Below are 15,023 nucleotides of genomic sequence, written 5' to 3' on the forward strand. Positions count from 1 at the left end.
GTGTCGTGTATGCAGAGAGTGAAGTGTACCATCGCATATGATGGAACGTATTTTCATGGTTATCAAGTACAACCCAATCAACGTACCGTCCAGGGCGTCATAGAGGACATCTTGTCCACTATCCATAAAGGCGAGCGGATTCGGATCAGCGGGTCTGGCCGGACCGACGCTGGTGTTCATGCGAACGGTCAGGTTTTTCATTTTGATACACCCTTATCTATCCCTGAAGAGAAATGGCCGGTTGTGCTGAACACACGCTTACCGGATGAAGTAACCGTTAATGAAGCTGAGTTTGTTCCAACTGAATTTCACTCAAGGTTCTCTGTCGTACAGAAGGAATATCGTTACCGTGTTTATAAGGGAAAGTCGAGAAGTCCGTTTAACCGTCACTTCGCCCTTCATTATCCGTATGATCTTTCCGTGACGGATATGGAGCTTGGTGCAAGGCATCTCATCGGGAAGCATGACTTCACGAGTTTTTGTTCAGCTAAGACGGAAGTAGAAGACAAAGTAAGAACCATTCACCATATTGACATTCAAGAGCATGAAGAAGAAATTAATTTTTCTTTTGTGGGAAATGGATTTTTATACAATATGGTCAGGATATTGGTTGGTACCTTATTAGAAGTAGGCTCCGGGGATTTACCGGTAGAGGAGATCCCTGAAATACTGGAAGCACGGGATCGCAATAGAGCTGGAAAGACAGCACCTCCTCATGGGTTATATCTGTGGAAGGTTGATTATGATTGTAATCAGAATTAGTGGGTGTTTAACATCCTGAAGGATAGTCTATATCAGCACCCATGAAGTTGATTGGAGCGTAAAGTGCTCGACTCCTGCGGGAATAGCGGGACAGGTGAGACCTCGCAGGCGAAGCCAAGGAGGCTCACCGCCCGCCCCCGCGGAAAGCGAGCACCTGGAGCGGAAATCAACCACTACTATCTGGGTATAGACATACCTTATCGCAACTATAAAATGAATTGGTTAATTAAAGATGATAATCAAGTTTCAAAAAAAATTCTAAAACAACTAATCCTGGTGTAACATTCTCTTGACAATAGACTGGGAACAAGATAATATAGCATATGGTATGTTATTAACCCCACGATAAGCCCCGGAAACTTATTGTGATTAGAAAATAAATACTACGGATTCATTAAATAGGAGGTTAAATCATGCGTACAACGTATATGGCAAAAGCCAACGAAATCGATCGTAAATGGTTCGTTGTAGATGCTGAAGGCAAAACTCTAGGACGTTTAGCTAGTGAAGTTGCTTCTATTCTACGCGGAAAACACAAACCAACATTCACACCACATGTAGACACTGGTGATCATGTTATCATTCTTAATGCTTCAAAAATCGAACTAACTGGTAAAAAGTTAACGGACAAGATTTACTACCGTCACACTAATCACCCAGGTGGTTTAAAGCAACGTACAGCATTAGAAATGCGTACAAACTACTCAGAGAAAATGTTAGAGCTTACTATTAAAGGTATGCTTCCAAAAGGTTCTCTAGGTCGTCAAATGTTCAAGAAATTACATGTATATGCTGGAGCAGAGCATCCGCATCAAGCACAACAACCTGAAGTTTACGAACTTCGTGGATAATTAATAAGAGGAGGTTATTATCTTGGCTCAAGTTCAATATTACGGAACTGGTCGTCGTAAGAGCTCAGTAGCTCGTGTACGTTTAGTACCAGGTAACGGAAACATTGTTATCAATGATCGTGAAGTAGAAGTATATATCCCATTCGCAGCACTAAGAGAAGTAATTAAGCAACCATTAGTTGCAACAGAAACTCTTGGTAACTATGACGTTTTAGTAAACGTTCATGGTGGAGGCTATTCTGGTCAAGCTGGTGCGATCCGTCACGGAATCGCTCGTGCTTTACTACAAGCAGACCCTGAGTACCGTGGAACTCTAAAACGCGCTGGATTATTAACTCGTGACTCTCGTATGAAAGAGCGTAAAAAATACGGTCTTAAAGGTGCACGTCGCGCGCCACAATTCTCTAAGCGTTAATTATTATTTCAAACAAAAGCTCAACCGATTCTTATCGGTTGGGCTTTTTTGTTGTAAAATTGGTAACAGTTACTCGAATGAAGTGTTGTGTTAAGTAGGAAAATACGTTCAAAGGGGTGGATGATCTTTGAACGTTATTACAACTTTCAATACAAAGAGAAGAGAAAAGCAAATTAAGACGGAAAGAACATTGTTGAAAGAAATTTCGATTAAAATGCTTCAGGAGAGTGTCCGAAAGCATTTTGGATATATAAAGGTTCAAGGCGGTGTATTTATGCAGCAAGGTTTTGATGAGGCATGCTTTGATGTGGCCATTGAAGCCTATCTGCTCGGTGGAAAGGTCAGCAAGTTTGGTTATACTGGTGAACCTACAGACCTCGTGAAAAAGCGGTGCGAGGAAGAATTAAAACACTTTATTGATACACTTTATAATTTCTGGTTGTATTGGTCAGAGATGGGCGTCTCGAATCAAGTGGATGAATCCTTTTATTTCTGCTGCGAGCATTTTGTGGAAACATGGTGGTCAGAAGGGTATGAAAAGGGGATCAAGCGTCATAAACTGCGTTTGAATTAATCATTTCAGTTCTAAAAATCACTCTCGTCCCATATTTTTTAGTAAGGACAGCGGAGCTATAAAGAGGTTATACTCCGGGTTGAAACTGGAAATGGGAGGACTGGAATGATTCAGAAACTTAAGGTTATCGGGATGATTACTGCACTGGCGATATTATTATTCATTATTCAATATAAGATTCTGGACAAGGATACGTGGGATTCCTGGAATCTCCCCTTATCAGGTAAAATCATCTATATAGATCCCGGACATGGCGGGCCGGACGGTGGAGCTGGTGATCAGGATGCCCTGGAAAAGGACATCGCTTTAAATGTGTCTCTGATGATAAGGGATTATCTCCAGGAACAAGGGGCTCTTGTAATCCTGACCCGTGAAAAAGACGAAGACCTTGCCGATGAAGGAACTAAAGGATACAGCCGCCGGAAAGTGGAGGATTTAAAGAAGAGGCTAAGCCTAATCAATGAATCTGAAGCAGACTTATTTTTAAGTATCCATCTGAACTCCATTCCATCTGCTAAGTGGAGCGGAGCCCAAACATTCTATAATCCAAAGTATAAAGAAAATAAAGCCCTTGCAAAAGCCATTCAGGGAGAGCTTATACGCAATTTAGAAAACACCAAACGTGAAGCGAAGGGCATTCAAAATGTGTATATCTTAAAGCACGCCAAAAAGTCAGGAGCCTTAGTGGAAATCGGATTCTTATCCAATCCGGGAGAGCGGGCTAACTTACTTAAAGAAGACTACCAGCAAAAAATTGCTGCCTCTGTATACCAGGGGGTTCTCAATTATTTAACGATGGAAGATGAAGATAAAGAAAAAGCTGATGAGGAATAACCTCTCAGCTTTTATTATTTATCAATAAATCATTTCATTATTCAACAAAAGCATTCAAAACCTTTTGATCATTCATTCAACTAAGAATATGTTATACTGAAAGCAGATTGATTGAAAACGAATACATAGAAAAGGGTGGTTATTCATGTTAACTGAACAACAGACACGCGAACTTTTATTTGGATTAAAAGATCCTTTTTTAAATAAAACGTTAGAAGAAACAAACGGTATCGCTGAAATTTCAATTAAGGAAGAAAAGAAGCATGTAAGCGTGAAGATCGCCATTGCCAAGACAGGTACTGGTGAACAAATGCAATTCCAGCAAAAGATCGTGCAAGTCTTAAAGGATAATGGGGCTGAATCTGTCGGGATCCGCTTCACCGAGCTTTCACAGGAAGAGCTTGAAAAGCATAGAGGATCCGGTGGACAAGGAACGGATTTATTATCACCTGCAAGTAATACAACGTTTATTGCGATTGCCAGTGGAAAAGGCGGAGTAGGGAAGTCGACAGTTTCTGTTAACTTAGCTGTGTCCTTGGCCCGTCAAGGCAAAAAAGTAGGGCTCGTGGATGCTGATATTTACGGGTTCAGTGTGCCGGATATGATGGGAATCGTGAAACGACCAGTGGTTCGTGGAGAAAGAATTATTCCAGTTGAACGTTTTGGTGTAAAAGTCATTTCAATGGGCTTCTTTGTTGAAGACAATGCTCCCGTTATTTGGAGAGGTCCTATGCTCGGGAAAATGCTGAATAATTTCTTCTCGGAAGTGGAGTGGGGAGAACTGGACTATTTACTGCTGGACCTGCCGCCGGGAACAGGAGACGTTGCCCTTGATTTGCATACAATGCTTCCACATTGTAAGGAAATCATCGTCACGACACCGCATCCAACAGCAGCGTTTGTAGCGGCTCGAGCAGGCGCAATGGCCCTGCAAACCGACCATGACATTCTGGGTGTGGTTGAGAACATGTCCTATTTCGAAAGTAAACTAACAGGCGAAAAAGAATTCGTATTCGGTCAAGGCGGAGGAGAGAAGCTTACGGAAGAACTCCGTACTGACTTATTAGGTAAGCTTCCACTTCAACAACCTGACTGGAACGAAGAGGATTTTGCTCCTTCCATTTACGCAGAGGACCACCGTTTAGGGCAGATCTATGGTGACATTGCTCATAAAGTGATTGAAAAACTATCTTAATGAAACTTAAAAAGGACAAATGCTGAGGCTTACCTCGCATTTGTCCTTTATTAAAATTTATTGGCCACCGCTACCGGAACCTCCAGAATCTCCAGATTCTCCGCCACCGCCGGATTCTCCGCCGCCTTGTTCACCACCGCCAGTTTTGCCGCCTTCTTTCATTTCACCGGCAGCCTTCAATAATACATCCTGAATCTTAGCCTTAAATAGAGGGCTTTCAAATGTTTCCGTAATGACTTTTTGCAGATGTTCCCTATATTCTTGGCTTTTTAATGTCTCGGTTAGTTCTTTTTGGAATTCTGGATCCTTAAAGAGGTCCATCATCATTTTTTGATACTCAGGATCCTTCATGAGGTCTTTGAGTAATTTTTCATTTCCATCCTTCATGCTTTTAGCCATAGCCTCGGCAAATTTAGGGTCTTCGAATGACTTTTTCCAGAATTCAGTTCCTTTTTCTGACGTTAACGTCTTCGTGATTGTCTCAGTGACAACCCCTTGGTCCATAATAAGTTCTGATTTCATTTTTTCATCAGACATGATTTCTTGAATCGCTTTTTTACCATCATCGGTCTTTAATATATCGACAACCATTTTCTTGGTTTCTTCATAATCCGTTTTCCCACCGCCTGTTTCTCCACCACCGCCGCAAGCGGACAGGAGAAGAATCGACAGTAGAAAAAGAAAGGAATATCTTTTCATGGGTAGGCTCCTTCCATACAAATTCCTTTACACTTAATATGAGAAATAACGAAAAAAATATGCACAATAAAAACTGGAACCTGGATTTTTTATAGTAGCGTTGGTACAATCAAATGAGTGTATATTTTTATATTTGGAGGAAAATAGAAGTGACCATCCGCAATTGGATTCGTTTTTTTATTCATACGTTAGTGATCGGTGGAACTGTAACTGCCATCGCCGCACTTCTCATTAGATGGGATCAGTTCGGACCATACATTCAAGACGGTAACGTGATTGGCATATTATCCAGTCTACTTTGGTTTATATTTGTAGGTTTCACCTTTAGTGTAATCAGTCAGATGGGCTATTTCGCATATTTAACCATCCATCAATTCGGGATGGGAATGTTTAAGAGCTTATGGAATCCTGTTCAAGTGGTGCTGATTGCCCTCGTCCTGTTTGATTTAATCTACTTCCGATTCAGAGCTTTCGCTGAGGAAGGCGAGTCGTATACGCCTTATATTTTTCTTGGGATCGGAATATTGGTCGTTGGCTTAGTCGTAGCTTATATGAAGAATCAGCAATCAGAAGCCAAGACGAACACATTTGTGTCTGCCCTATTCTTTATGATTGTTGTAACGACATTGGAGTGGCTGCCGGTTTTACTGGTGAATTCCGTTAAATGGCTGTACCTTATGCTGCTGGCTTTATTGGCATGTAATGCATTTCAGCTTCTGCGCCTTCCTAAATATATCGAGAAGTCCCAAATGGAAAGGCAACGCAAGCAGCCAACTAAGAGTTAAACATATAAAAGCCCGCTGGTGAATTCCCTTCATCAGCGGGCTTTTATTACTGTATGAGGGAGGACTCGGCATCCCCGTTTGAAATCATGTCGGAAACTGTAATGAAGTTACCTTTTCCTTTCAACTCTATCACGATGGTCGGCAAAGCGGATTTCGTTTGTTTGGCTGAATCCGATGCGTGAAGGAGAATGATGTCCCCTTTTTTGGCTTTCTTCACATTATTGATAATTTCATCTACACCAGGATTCGTCCAATCTTTAGAGTCTACACTCCAGTGAACCACAGTAAGTCCAAGAGAGTCAGCTACCTTTAATGTTTCTTTATTAAAGTGTCCCGTTGGTACGCGTAATAATTTCACATCTTTTACATTCAGCTTCTTAAAAACGGTGTCGGCTTTCAAAATGTCCTGCTTGATCTTATTTGGTTCCATATCCGTATAATCGGAATAGGCATAGCCAAGATTTCCGATTTCATGTCCCTGCTTCACAATTTGCTCCACTAAATCAGGGTGTCTCTCAGCCCAGGCTCCGGAAAGAAAGAAGGTAGCTGACTGGACATTCATCTTCTTTAATTCTTCAAGGATCGGCCCCGCTTTTTCATCTCCCCAACCAATATTGAATGTAATCGCGACTCCCTTTTCCCCTCTGTAGATTGCTTTCGGTCCATCCTTCGTACTAAAAACAGAAAGAGTCGAAAGGTTACTGCTATATACAAACAAGGCAGTAAAAAATGAAATCACGATAATCAGACTGATTTGCTTTAACTTCTTAGCATTAACTGTGTGAAACGTATTCAATATTTCATCCCTCCGTTCAACCGTCTATCTCTACTAAAGATATGCATGTCCCCGGAAAAAATATCTAACTTATAAAAAAATGATTATAAATTTCTTTTAATGGAAAAAACTACAAATACAAACATTAAGGGGTGACATACTTGCTGGGGTTAATGATTAATGACAGAGAGAAACAAGAAATAGAGTATTTGTTAAAAAGAGAGATGGATGAAATACTGTTCGACCTAAAAGATTCTCGAATTGATCATATCGTTAAGAGAGCAATGGATGAACGGTACAAAATCTTATTTTCACTCTTTAAAAGGTTTGCCAGTCATAAGGAATGTCTTAAGTATATGAAGACGGCAGCGAAGAAAGAAACATATTGATGAAAATCAGCTTCCGTAAGTATCCGAACGGGAGCTTTATTATTTGTGAATGATGGGAGCGGCTAGCTGAATTAAGAGGCGGGAGTGTAAAAGCGGTAATGTGTTTAAAATATTTTTTGAAAAAATTCATGAAATGTATTGACCCCTCCCGATAAACTTGGTATATTAATAAACGTCGCTGAAACGCAATGAATTATTTAGAAGAAACACCAATAAATAATCTTTAAAAAACAGTTGACATCACATGAGGATATGTGATAAATTAATAAAGTCGCTTCAAACAGAAACGGCAAGCATTGAACTTTGAAAACTGAACAAAACAAGACAATACGTCAACGTTAATTCTAGATTTATTTTTAAAGAGCTATTCAAACTTTTATCGGAGAGTTTGATCCTGGCTCAGGACGAACGCTGGCGGCGTGCCTAATACATGCAAGTCGAGCGGATTGATGGGAGCTTGCTCCCATCAATCAGCGGCGGACGGGTGAGTAACACGTGGGTAACCTGCCTGTAAGACTGGGATAACTCCGGGAAACCGGGGCTAATACCGGATAACTCATTTCCTCGCATGAGGAAATGTTGAAAGGTGGCTTTTAGCTATCACTTACAGATGGACCCGCGGCGCATTAGCTAGTTGGTGAGGTAACGGCTCACCAAGGCGACGATGCGTAGCCGACCTGAGAGGGTGATCGGCCACACTGGGACTGAGACACGGCCCAGACTCCTACGGGAGGCAGCAGTAGGGAATCTTCCGCAATGGACGAAAGTCTGACGGAGCAACGCCGCGTGAGTGATGAAGGTTTTCGGATCGTAAAACTCTGTTGTTAGGGAAGAACAAGTACCGTTCGAATAGGGCGGTACCTTGACGGTACCTAACCAGAAAGCCACGGCTAACTACGTGCCAGCAGCCGCGGTAATACGTAGGTGGCAAGCGTTGTCCGGAATTATTGGGCGTAAAGCGCGCGCAGGTGGTTTCTTAAGTCTGATGTGAAAGCCCACGGCTCAACCGTGGAGGGTCATTGGAAACTGGGGAACTTGAGTGCAGAAGAGGAAAGTGGAATTCCAAGTGTAGCGGTGAAATGCGTAGATATTTGGAGGAACACCAGTGGCGAAGGCGACTTTCTGGTCTGTAACTGACACTGAGGCGCGAAAGCGTGGGGAGCAAACAGGATTAGATACCCTGGTAGTCCACGCCGTAAACGATGAGTGCTAAGTGTTAGGGGGTTTCCGCCCCTTAGTGCTGCAGCTAACGCATTAAGCACTCCGCCTGGGGAGTACGGTCGCAAGACTGAAACTCAAAGGAATTGACGGGGGCCCGCACAAGCGGTGGAGCATGTGGTTTAATTCGAAGCAACGCGAAGAACCTTACCAGGTCTTGACATCCTCTGACAACCCTAGAGATAGGGCTTTCCCCTTCGGGGGACAGAGTGACAGGTGGTGCATGGTTGTCGTCAGCTCGTGTCGTGAGATGTTGGGTTAAGTCCCGCAACGAGCGCAACCCTTGATCTTAGTTGCCAGCATTCAGTTGGGCACTCTAAGATGACTGCCGGTGACAAACCGGAGGAAGGTGGGGATGACGTCAAATCATCATGCCCCTTATGACCTGGGCTACACACGTGCTACAATGGACGGTACAAAGGGCAGCAAGACCGCGAGGTTTAGCCAATCCCATAAAACCGTTCTCAGTTCGGATTGTAGGCTGCAACTCGCCTACATGAAGCTGGAATCGCTAGTAATCGCGGATCAGCATGCCGCGGTGAATACGTTCCCGGGCCTTGTACACACCGCCCGTCACACCACGAGAGTTTGTAACACCCGAAGTCGGTGAGGTAACCTTTTGGAGCCAGCCGCCTAAGGTGGGACAGATGATTGGGGTGAAGTCGTAACAAGGTAGCCGTATCGGAAGGTGCGGCTGGATCACCTCCTTTCTAAGGAAGATTTAACTAAACGTTTGACACGTCGAAGTTTTGTTCAGTTTTGATGGTTTAATAAGGTTTTTTGCGAAAGCAAAATAACCATCCATCAAAACTTTTTGTCTCTTACGAGATCAAAATGTGTTTGTTCTTTGAAAACTAGATAAAGATAAATTGATAGTCAAGAAATTACCGAGTATCGCCATTTTAGGTTTTAAACCTGATGTAACAACCAATTCGGTTAAGTTATGAAGGGCGCACGGTGGATGCCTTGGCACTAGGAGCCGACGAAGGACGGGACTAACACCGATATGCTTTGGGGAGCTGTAAGTGAGCTTTGATCCAGAGATTTCCGAATGGGGGAACCCATTGTTCGTAATGGAACAATATCCTTACTTGAATACATAGAGTATGGAAGGCAGACCCAGGGAACTGAAACATCTAAGTACCTGGAGGAAGAGAAAGCAATTGCGATTCCCTGAGTAGCGGCGAGCGAAACGGGATGTAGCCCAAACCAAGAGGCTTGCCTCTTGGGGTTGTAGGACACTCTATACGGAGTTACAAAGGAATGAAGTAGACGAAGAAGTCTGGAAAGGCTCGTCAAAGAAGGTAACAACCCTGTAGTTGAAACTTCATTCTCTCTTGAGTGGATCCTGAGTACGGCGGGACACGTGAAATCCCGTCGGAAGCTGGGAGGACCATCTCCCAAGGCTAAATACTCCCTAGTGACCGATAGTGAACCAGTACCGTGAGGGAAAGGTGAAAAGCACCCCGGAAGGGGAGTGAAATAGAACCTGAAACCGTGTGCCTACAAGTAGTCAGAGCCCGTTAACGGGTGATGGCGTGCCTTTTGTAGAATGAACCGGCGAGTTACGATCCCATGCAAGGTTAAGTCGATGAGACGGAGCCGCAGCGAAAGCGAGTCTGAATAGGGCGAATTGAGTATGTGGTCGTAGACCCGAAACCAGGTGATCTACCCATGTCCAGGATGAAGTTCAGGTAACACTGAATGGAGGTCCGAACCCACGCACGTTGAAAAGTGCGGGGATGAGGTGTGGGTAGCGGAGAAATTCCAATCGAACTTGGAGATAGCTGGTTCTCTCCGAAATAGCTTTAGGGCTAGCCTCATGTGTAAGAGTCTTGGAGGTAGAGCACTGTTTGGACTAGGGGCCCTCATCGGGTTACCGAATTCAGACAAACTCCGAATGCCAAAGACTTATCCATGGGAGTCAGACTGCGAGTGATAAGATCCGTAGTCGAAAGGGAAACAGCCCAGACCACCAGCTAAGGTCCCAAAGTATACGTTAAGTGGAAAAGGATGTGGAGTTGCTTAGACAACCAGGATGTTGGCTTAGAAGCAGCCACCATTTAAAGAGTGCGTAATAGCTCACTGGTCGAGTGACTCTGCGCCGAAAATGTACCGGGGCTAAACGTATCACCGAAGCTGTGGATTGACACCTTTAGGTGTCAGTGGTAGGAGAGCGTTCTAAGGACTGCGAAGCTAGACCGTAAGGACTGGTGGAGTGCTTAGAAGTGAGAATGCCGGTATGAGTAGCGAAAGATGGGTGAGAATCCCATCCACCGAATGCCTAAGGTTTCCTGAGGAAGGCTCGTCCGCTCAGGGTTAGTCGGGACCTAAGTCGAGGCCGATAGGCGTAGACGATGGACAACAGGTTGATATTCCTGTACCACCTCTTTTCCGTTTGAGCAATGGGGGGACGCAGGAGGATAGGGTAAGCGCACTGCTGGATATGTGCGTCTAAGCAGTTAGGCTGATGATGAGGCAAATCCCATCATCGTGAAGGCTGAGCTGTGATAGCGAGCGAATTATAGTAGCGAAGTTCCTGATTCCACACTGCCAAGAAAAGCCTCTAGCGAGGAAAAAGGTGCCCGTACCGCAAACCGACACAGGTAGGCGAGGAGAGAATCCTAAGGTGAGCGAGAGAACTCTCGTTAAGGAACTCGGCAAAATGACCCCGTAACTTCGGGAGAAGGGGTGCTCTGGTAGGGTGCAAGCCCGAGAGAGCCGCAGTGAATAGGCCCAGGCGACTGTTTAGCAAAAACACAGGTCTCTGCGAAGCCGTAAGGCGAAGTATAGGGGCTGACGCCTGCCCGGTGCTGGAAGGTTAAGAGGAGTGCTTAGCGCAAGCGAAGGTGCGAATCGAAGCCCCAGTAAACGGCGGCCGTAACTATAACGGTCCTAAGGTAGCGAAATTCCTTGTCGGGTAAGTTCCGACCCGCACGAAAGGCGTAACGATCTGGGCACTGTCTCAACGAGAGACTCGGTGAAATTATAGTACCTGTGAAGATGCAGGTTACCCGCGACAGGACGGAAAGACCCCGTGGAGCTTTACTGTAGCCTGATATTGAATTTTGGTACAGCTTGTACAGGATAGGTAGGAGCCTTGGAAGCCGGAGCGCCAGCTTCGGTGGAGGCATCGGTGGGATACTACCCTGGCTGTATTGAAATTCTAACCCGCGCCCCTTATCGGGGTGGGAGACAGTGTCAGGTGGGCAGTTTGACTGGGGCGGTCGCCTCCTAAAGAGTAACGGAGGCGCCCAAAGGTTCCCTCAGAATGGTTGGAAATCATTCGCAGAGTGTAAAGGCACAAGGGAGCTTGACTGCGAGACCTACAAGTCGAGCAGGGACGAAAGTCGGGCTTAGTGATCCGGTGGTTCCGCATGGAAGGGCCATCGCTCAACGGATAAAAGCTACCCCGGGGATAACAGGCTTATCTCCCCCAAGAGTCCACATCGACGGGGAGGTTTGGCACCTCGATGTCGGCTCATCGCATCCTGGGGCTGTAGTCGGTCCCAAGGGTTGGGCTGTTCGCCCATTAAAGCGGTACGCGAGCTGGGTTCAGAACGTCGTGAGACAGTTCGGTCCCTATCCGTCGTGGGCGCAGGAAATTTGAGAGGAGCTGTCCTTAGTACGAGAGGACCGGGATGGACGCACCGCTGGTGTACCAGTTGTCTTGCCAAAGGCATCGCTGGGTAGCTATGTGCGGAAGGGATAAGTGCTGAAAGCATCTAAGCATGAAGCCCCCCTCGAGATGAGATTTCCCATCACGTATGTGAGTAAGATCCCTAGAAGATGACTAGGTAGATAGGTCAGAGATGGAAGCATGGCGACATGTGGAGTTGACTGATACTAATCGATCGAGGACTTAACCACAAAGAGTCATTTTTAAATGAACAACAATTGGTCGGTATTCGGCTTTCTTGACATCAATTCTTTATCTAGTTTTCAGGGAATAAATTTTAATTTACCCCTTGAAAAATCTCGAAAATATTATATAATAATATTTGTCATTGTAAGCAATATGTCTGGTGATAATGGCGAAGAGGTCACACCCGTTCCCATGCCGAACACGGAAGTTAAGCTCTTCAGCGCCGATGGTAGTTGGGGGATCTCCCCCTGTGAGAGTAGGACATCGCCAGGCTATATCATTCCGCAGTAGCTCAGTGGTAGAGCTATCGGCTGTTAACCGATCGGTCGCAAGTTCGAATCTTGCCTGCGGAGCCATTGCTTCCATAGCTCAGCAGGTAGAGTGCTTCCATGGTAAGGAAGAGGTCACCGGTTCGAGCCCGGTTGGAAGCTTTTATATTTTTATTCAGAATGGCCCATTGGTCAAGCGGTTAAGACACCGCCCTTTCACGGCGGTAACACGGGTTCGAATCCCGTATGGGTCACCAAAGTTTTTTGCGTAAGCAAAATAACCCACCAATTACATAGTGGAGGATTAGCTCAGCTGGGAGAGCATCTGCCTTACAAGCAGAGGGTCGGCGGTTCGATCCCGTCATCCTCCACCAAAGATTTTTGCGTCAGCAAAATATCTATCCTTAAAATACCTATATGAAAACTATTTTTCATTAATTAGTCTTCATATGAAAGTAAACCAATCATATATGCCGGTGTAGCTCAACTGGTAGAGCAACTGACTTGTAATCAGTAGGTTGGGGGTTCAAGTCCTCTTGCCGGCACCATTTATTTAGCTGGAGGGGTAGCGAAGTGGCTAAACGCGGCGGACTGTAAATCCGCTCCTTCGGGTTCGGCAGTTCGAATCTGCCCCCCTCCACCATTTTGTATATTTAAGTGTAAAATGGACATCCTATAAATGTCCCTTTTTTATGCCATTAAAGTAATTATTGGGCTATAGCCAAGCGGTAAGGCATCGCACTTTGACTGCGACATGCGTTGGTTCGAATCCAGCTAGCCCAGCCAATTAAGAGCCATTAGCTCAGTTGGTAGAGCATCTGACTTTTAATCAGAGGGTCGAAGGTTCGAGTCCTTCATGGCTCATCACACATTTTCTCACATGCTACGTAAGGTGTGAGAATTTCTCTATAATCCATAACATATGGGGCCTTAGCTCAGCTGGGAGAGCGCCTGCTTTGCACGCAGGAGGTCAGCGGTTCGATCCCGCTAGGCTCCACCAAAGATTTTTGCTAGAAGCAAAATTTCTATCCGCTTACGAAGCATTAGCGGAGTAAAATAACCATACATACGACATGATTGAACCTTGAATCTTTTAGGAGATTCGAGGTTTTTTTGTATTGGACAAGTATACGAAAATCATTCAATCCCCTTAAAAAATATTTCAATTAAAAGGATATTTTTAACTTTCCAACATTTATTTTCAATTCTGGACCAGTTATTTTCAAATTCTGGATATTATGCCAAAATGATCATTACCACGCTCCTCAAACCAAAATCGATCCCACACTTGCATCTTCGCCTAAAAACCCGTCTACATAATCTTACATCAATCTACCTTATATCCCTCTACACACGCATATATATACACAATCCTGTCCAGTTGAACCATGGCTCATAATATGGATAGAATAGAGGTGTAAATAAATTTCGAATTGGGGGAATTTTTCATGAAGAAAAATATTTCTATTATTGGTGTACCAATGGATTTAGGTCAAATGCGCAGAGGCGTGGATATGGGACCGAGTGCGATTCGTTACGCCGGTATTGTTGAGCGTCTTGAGAACCTTGGATATGACATTAAAGACTTGGGTGATATTGAGATTGGCCAGGCTGAGCGTGTACATAATAATCCTGATACGAACCTGCGTAATTTGAAAGCGGTTGCTGAAGCTAGCGAGACGTTGGCTGGTAAGGTGAATGATGTAATCGGGAGTGGAGATTTCCCATTAATCTTTGGTGGAGACCACAGTATTGCCATAGGAACATTGGCTGGTGTTTCGTCTCACTATGAAAACTTAGGTGTGATTTGGTATGACGCTCACGGTGATTTGAATACGGGGGATACGTCTCCGTCAGGTAACATCCATGGAATGCCTCTTGCGGTAAGCCTGGGCATCGGCCATGAAGATTTGACGGGTATCGGGCAGAGCTCACCAAAGATCAAGCCTGAGAATATAGTCATTATTGGAGCACGTTCATTAGATGAAGGTGAAAGAGAGTTAATTAAAGAAAAAGGCATTAAAGTTTACACGATGCACGAAATCGATCGCCTTGGCATGACAAAGGTAATGGAAGAGTCCATTGACTATTTGAAGGGTAGAACGGATGGTGTCCATTTATCACTTGATTTAGACGGATTAGACCCGAGCGACGCACCTGGTGTAGGTACTCCTGTTCTTGGAGGAATCAGCTACCGAGAAAGTCACTTAGCGATGGAGATGCTGGAAGAGTCAGGAATGATTACTTCTGCAGAATTTGTAGAGGTAAATCCTATCCTGGATGAGAAGAATAAAACCGCTACTGTTGCTGTTGCGTTGATGGGGTCACTATTTGGAGAGAAATTACTATAATCAAAAGGAAAAAAATAAGGCTGAGAACCCTTCGAGGTTCT

Annotated in this window: 11 protein-coding genes, 9 tRNA genes and 3 rRNA genes; 21 read left to right on the plus strand and 2 right to left on the minus strand. The window is 44.6% G+C overall.

Annotation, left to right across the window (positions count from 1 at the left end):
* Positions 1–9 precede the first annotated feature (9 nt).
* From truA to ACYH0O_RS00920, 6 genes are all read left to right on the plus strand, one after another.
* Positions 10–762 (plus strand): tRNA pseudouridine(38-40) synthase TruA, encoded by a 753-nt coding sequence (truA, locus tag ACYH0O_RS00895; protein ID WP_482630782.1) that lies wholly within the window; start codon positions 10–12, stop codon positions 760–762.
* A gap of 413 nt (positions 763–1,175) precedes the next feature.
* Complete coding sequence (gene rplM / locus ACYH0O_RS00900; protein WP_044340542.1) at positions 1,176–1,613, plus strand: 50S ribosomal protein L13; 438 nt, start codon at positions 1,176–1,178, stop codon at positions 1,611–1,613.
* Between the two features lie 22 nt (positions 1,614–1,635).
* Entirely contained in the window at positions 1,636–2,028 is a 393-nt protein-coding gene (gene rpsI, locus ACYH0O_RS00905) for a 30S ribosomal protein S9 (protein ID WP_482630783.1), read from the plus strand.
* 127 nt (positions 2,029–2,155) lie between these two features.
* Complete coding sequence (locus tag ACYH0O_RS00910; RefSeq protein ID WP_149158140.1) at positions 2,156–2,602, plus strand: DUF2521 family protein; 447 nt, start codon at positions 2,156–2,158, stop codon at positions 2,600–2,602.
* Between the two features lie 105 nt (positions 2,603–2,707).
* Positions 2,708–3,436, plus strand: a complete 729-nt coding sequence (gene cwlD / locus ACYH0O_RS00915; RefSeq protein ID WP_482630784.1) for an N-acetylmuramoyl-L-alanine amidase CwlD — start codon at positions 2,708–2,710, stop codon at positions 3,434–3,436.
* A 145-nt stretch (positions 3,437–3,581) separates the two neighbouring features.
* Positions 3,582–4,631 carry a P-loop NTPase gene (locus ACYH0O_RS00920; RefSeq protein WP_482630785.1) on the plus strand — a complete coding sequence of 350 codons (1,050 nt, stop codon included), beginning with the start codon at positions 3,582–3,584 and terminating at the stop codon, positions 4,629–4,631.
* A 57-nt stretch (positions 4,632–4,688) separates the two neighbouring features.
* Here the strand turns inward: ACYH0O_RS00920 and gerD are convergent, their stop codons facing one another.
* Positions 4,689–5,330, minus strand: coding sequence for a spore germination lipoprotein GerD (gene gerD / locus ACYH0O_RS00925; protein ID WP_482630786.1), 642 nt, complete (start codon positions 5,328–5,330; stop codon positions 4,689–4,691).
* A 149-nt stretch (positions 5,331–5,479) separates the two neighbouring features.
* Here gerD and ACYH0O_RS00930 point away from each other — a divergent pair, with 149 nt between their 5' ends.
* Entirely contained in the window at positions 5,480–6,115 is a 636-nt protein-coding gene (locus tag ACYH0O_RS00930) for a KinB-signaling pathway activation protein (protein WP_482630787.1), read from the plus strand.
* A gap of 46 nt (positions 6,116–6,161) precedes the next feature.
* On the opposite strand, the gene pdaB is transcribed toward ACYH0O_RS00930, so the two are convergent.
* The gene (pdaB, locus tag ACYH0O_RS00935) at positions 6,162–6,911 is read right to left on the minus strand and encodes a polysaccharide deacetylase family sporulation protein PdaB (RefSeq protein ID WP_482630788.1); all 750 of its coding nucleotides are present in this window, start codon (positions 6,909–6,911) and stop codon (positions 6,162–6,164) included.
* A gap of 140 nt (positions 6,912–7,051) precedes the next feature.
* Between pdaB and ACYH0O_RS00940 the strand changes: the two genes are divergently transcribed.
* The 14 genes from ACYH0O_RS00940 (at position 7,052) to rocF (ending at position 14,982) form a co-directional block, all read left to right on the plus strand.
* Positions 7,052–7,279, plus strand: a complete 228-nt coding sequence (locus ACYH0O_RS00940) for a hypothetical protein (protein ID WP_113970914.1) — start codon at positions 7,052–7,054, stop codon at positions 7,277–7,279.
* Between the two features lie 376 nt (positions 7,280–7,655).
* A 16S ribosomal RNA gene (locus ACYH0O_RS00945) occupies positions 7,656–9,207 on the plus strand.
* A 224-nt stretch (positions 9,208–9,431) separates the two neighbouring features.
* A 23S ribosomal RNA gene (locus ACYH0O_RS00950) occupies positions 9,432–12,367 on the plus strand.
* Positions 12,368–12,518: 151 nt separating this feature from the next.
* A 5S ribosomal RNA gene (rrf, locus tag ACYH0O_RS00955) occupies positions 12,519–12,635 on the plus strand.
* The 16S, 23S and 5S rRNA genes sit together here with 9 tRNA genes alongside, the layout of an rRNA operon.
* An 8-nt stretch (positions 12,636–12,643) precedes the next feature.
* Positions 12,644–12,718 (plus strand) — tRNA-Asn (locus tag ACYH0O_RS00960).
* Positions 12,719–12,720: 2 nt separating this feature from the next.
* Positions 12,721–12,793 (plus strand) — tRNA-Thr (locus ACYH0O_RS00965).
* Positions 12,794–12,813: 20 nt separating this feature from the next.
* Positions 12,814–12,888 (plus strand) — tRNA-Glu (locus ACYH0O_RS00970).
* 41 nt (positions 12,889–12,929) lie between these two features.
* Positions 12,930–13,005, plus strand: a tRNA-Val gene (locus tag ACYH0O_RS00975).
* 98 nt (positions 13,006–13,103) lie between these two features.
* Positions 13,104–13,179: transfer RNA gene (locus ACYH0O_RS00980), tRNA-Thr, on the plus strand.
* 11 nt (positions 13,180–13,190) lie between these two features.
* Positions 13,191–13,274 (plus strand) — tRNA-Tyr (locus ACYH0O_RS00985).
* 68 nt (positions 13,275–13,342) lie between these two features.
* Positions 13,343–13,417, plus strand: a tRNA-Gln gene (locus ACYH0O_RS00990).
* Between the two features lie 5 nt (positions 13,418–13,422).
* Positions 13,423–13,495: transfer RNA gene (locus ACYH0O_RS00995), tRNA-Lys, on the plus strand.
* A 60-nt stretch (positions 13,496–13,555) separates the two neighbouring features.
* Positions 13,556–13,631 (plus strand) — tRNA-Ala (locus ACYH0O_RS01000).
* A gap of 448 nt (positions 13,632–14,079) precedes the next feature.
* Positions 14,080–14,982, plus strand: a complete 903-nt coding sequence (gene rocF, locus ACYH0O_RS01005; protein ID WP_149157934.1) for an arginase — start codon at positions 14,080–14,082, stop codon at positions 14,980–14,982.
* The last annotated feature ends 41 nt before the right edge of the window (positions 14,983–15,023 follow it).

The sequence above is a fragment of the Rossellomorea sp. H136 genome, from assembly GCF_056838065.1.

Excerpts from the sequence above, each read along its gene's own strand:
- truA (WP_482630782.1), top strand. The coding sequence starts at position 10 with ATGCAGAGAGTGAAGTGTACCATCGCATATGATGGAACGTATTTTCAT.
- rplM (WP_044340542.1), top strand. The coding sequence starts at position 1,176 with ATGCGTACAACGTATATGGCAAAAGCCAACGAAATCGATCGTAAATGG.
- cwlD (WP_482630784.1), top strand. The coding sequence starts at position 2,708 with ATGATTCAGAAACTTAAGGTTATCGGGATGATTACTGCACTGGCGATA.
- ACYH0O_RS00920 (WP_482630785.1), top strand. The coding sequence starts at position 3,582 with ATGTTAACTGAACAACAGACACGCGAACTTTTATTTGGATTAAAAGAT.
- gerD (WP_482630786.1), bottom strand. The coding sequence starts at position 5,330 with ATGAAAAGATATTCCTTTCTTTTTCTACTGTCGATTCTTCTCCTGTCC.
- rocF (WP_149157934.1), top strand. The coding sequence starts at position 14,080 with ATGAAGAAAAATATTTCTATTATTGGTGTACCAATGGATTTAGGTCAA.